General features: G+C 65.5%; 3 protein-coding genes. 1 reads left to right on the top strand and 2 read right to left on the bottom strand.

Annotation, left to right across the window (positions count from 1 at the left end; all coding sequences use genetic code 11):
- Positions 1-239 (top strand): NrsF family protein (locus DBR10_RS19795; RefSeq protein ID WP_233243311.1); only part of this gene is annotated, 239 nt, incomplete at its 5' end.
- A gap of 86 nt (positions 240-325) precedes the next feature.
- On the opposite strand, the gene fba is transcribed toward DBR10_RS19795, so the two are convergent.
- Positions 326-1,417 (bottom strand): class II fructose-bisphosphate aldolase, encoded by a 1,092-nt coding sequence (gene fba / locus DBR10_RS07220; RefSeq protein WP_108504829.1) that lies wholly within the window; start codon positions 1,415-1,417, stop codon positions 326-328.
- A 164-nt stretch (positions 1,418-1,581) separates the two neighbouring features.
- Complete coding sequence (locus DBR10_RS07225; RefSeq protein WP_108556230.1) at positions 1,582-2,772, bottom strand: phosphoglycerate kinase; 1,191 nt, start codon at positions 2,770-2,772, stop codon at positions 1,582-1,584.
- Between the last annotated feature and the right edge of the window lie 35 nt (positions 2,773-2,807).

A 2,807-nucleotide genomic window follows, 5' to 3' on the forward strand; every position in this document is an offset into this window, starting at 1 on the left:
TGCTGCTCGGGGCGCCCGGTACCCTGCTGGGTCTTTGGCTGGTCCGGGGTCTGGCCCCCACGCGCCCGGTCCTGGCCGGCTTTGCCACCGGAGCCTTTGCCGGCGGGGTCGCTGCCACGGTCTATGGCCTGCACTGCCCCGAGAGCACCTTCGTGTTCGTAGGCCTCTGGTACAGCCTTGGCATCATGGCCTGCGCGGGCCTGGGCGCTGTGCTCGGCCGCATTGTCCTGCGCTGGTAAGGTTCTCCAACCCTCATCGGCACAACGAAAAAGGCCTCCCGGCGGCTGCCGGGAGGCCCTAACTCTACTACGGGAAAGGCTAGGCCCTATTCCGCTGCCGCCTTGGCGGCATCGCCGCCGAAGCGGGCGTGAAGCTCGCCCGAGATGTAGCGCTTGGCCATGTTTGCCGTCGAGATCGGCTTGATCTTGCTGGCATGACCGGCCGAACCGAATTGTACGAAGCGGTCCTGGCAGACCTTGCGCATGGCGTCCTTGGCGGGCTTGAGATAGGCGCGGGGATCAAACTCGCCCGGCTTTTCCATCAGGATCTTGCGCACGGCCCCGGTGATGGCCATGCGGTTGTCGGTGTCGACATTGATCTTGCGGACACCGTGCTTGATGCCGCGCTGGATCTCTTCGACCGGCACGCCCCAGGTCTGGGGCATTTCGCCGCCGTACTGGTTGATGATGTCCTGCAGGTCCTGCGGAACCGACGACGAGCCGTGCATCACCAGGTGGGTGTTGGGCAGGCGGCGGTGGATTTCCTCGATCACGTTCATGGCCAGGACCTCGCCGTCCGGCTTGCGCGTGAACTTGTAGGCCCCGTGGCTGGTGCCCATGGCGATGGCCAGGGCATCGACGCCGGTCTGGGCGACGAAGTCGACGGCCTGGTCCGGATCAGTCAGGAGCTCGTCATGGCTCAGAACGCCCTCGAAGCCGTGTCCGTCTTCAGCCTCGCCCATGCCGCTTTCCAGCGAGCCCAGAACGCCCAGTTCGCCTTCGACCGAGACGCCGCAGGCATGGGCCATCTGCACGACCCGGCGGGTGACTTCGACATTGTACTCGTAAGAGGCCGGGGTCTTGGCGTCTTCCATCAGAGAGCCGTCCATCATCACCGAGGTGAAGCCGTACTGGATCGCCGTGGCACAGGTCGCCGGACCGTTGCCGTGGTCCTGGTGCATACAGACCGGGATGTTGGGGTAGAGTTCAACCAGACCATCGATCAGTCGGGTCAGGATGATGTCGTTGGCGTAGTTGCGTGCGCCGCGCGAGGCCTGGATGATGACCGGGCTGTCGACGGCAGCGGCCGCTTCCATGATCGCCAGGCCCTGTTCCATGTTGTTGATATTGAACGCGGGCAGGCCGTAATCATTCTCGGCCGCATGGTCCAGCAACTGTCTTAGCGTGATCCTCGCCACGGGGTCTCTCCTGCATGCTTGAAAAGGTTGGGGTCGTTTCTTGTTTTTGGGGCCCGGCGCTGATGCGCTCTCTGCCCAGTCTTTAAGTGCGGCGGCCGCCTGACAGCGATCGCCTCCTCCTCCCGGTTTGATGACTCGCCCCGCCGAAGTGGGGCGGGACCCGGTCAGGTGTTCAAAGCTGAGACACCTGGCAGGTCCTTGCCTTCCATCCATTCAAGGAAGGCGCCACCCGCAGTCGAGACGAAGGTCATGTCGTTGACGACCCCGGCATGGTTCAGGGCCGCCACCGTATCACCGCCACCGGCTACGGCGACGATCTTACCCGATTTTGCGAGATTTGCGGCGTGTTTTGCCGCTGAAACAGTCGCTTCGTCGAACGGCGGCACTTCAAACACGCCCAGCGGCCCGTTCCAGATCAGGGTCTTGCTGTCGTCCATGGCCGCCAGCAGGCGCTTCACGCTCTCGGGGCCGGCGTCGAGGATCAGGTCATCGGCCTGCACATCGCCCAGCGCGCGCGTCTCGGCGTCGACGCCGGGGGCGACCTTCTTGGCCACTACGACATCGACCGGCAGCAGCAGCTCGCAGCCGGCGGTCTTGGCCTTTTCGATGATCTGGCGCGCGGTGTCGGCCAGGTCCTTTTCGCACAGCGAGCCGCCCACGTCATGGCCCTGGGCGTAGAGGAAGGTGTTGGCCATGCCGCCGCCGATGGCCAGGCGGTCCAGCTTGGCGACCAGATTGTTGAGCAGGTCGAGCTTGGTCGAGACCTTGGAGCCGCCGACAATGCCGATCACCGGCTTTTGCGGATTGCCCAGCGCCGAGTCGAGGGCTTCCAGCTCGCGCTGCATGGCCAGGCCCGGATAGGCCGGCAGGGCGCGGGCCAGGGCCTCGGTGGAGGCATGGGCGCGGTGGGCGGCGCTGAAGGCGTCATTGACATAGAGGTCGCCCAGCTTGGCCAGGTCGGCAGCGAAGGCGGGGTCGTTCTTTTCCTCGCCCGCATGGAAGCGGACGTTCTCCAGCAAGGTGACGCCGCCGGCCGGCAGGGCGGCGATGGCGTCAGCAGCGGCGTCGCCAATGCAGTCGGCGGCGAAGGTCACCGGCGCGCCCAGCAGGGCGGCCAGGGGGGCGGCCACGAAGCCCAGGCTCATTTCGGGAACCACCTTGCCCTTGGGCCGGTCGAAGTGGGCCAGCAGCGCCACCTTGGTGCCCTTGCCGGTCAGATACTGGATAGTCGGCAGGGCCGAGCGCAGGCGGGTGTCGTCGGTGATCTTGCCACCCTCGACGGGAACATTGAAGTCCACGCGGACCAGGGCGGTCTTGCCTGCGAGATCGGCGGTGTCGAGGGTGCGGAAGGGCATGGCGTGTCCTGATATCGAAAGACGGTAACGGGAAG

It is taken from the genome of Caulobacter sp. HMWF025, from assembly GCF_003060965.1.
Taxonomy (GTDB): Bacteria; Pseudomonadota; Alphaproteobacteria; order Caulobacterales; family Caulobacteraceae; genus Caulobacter.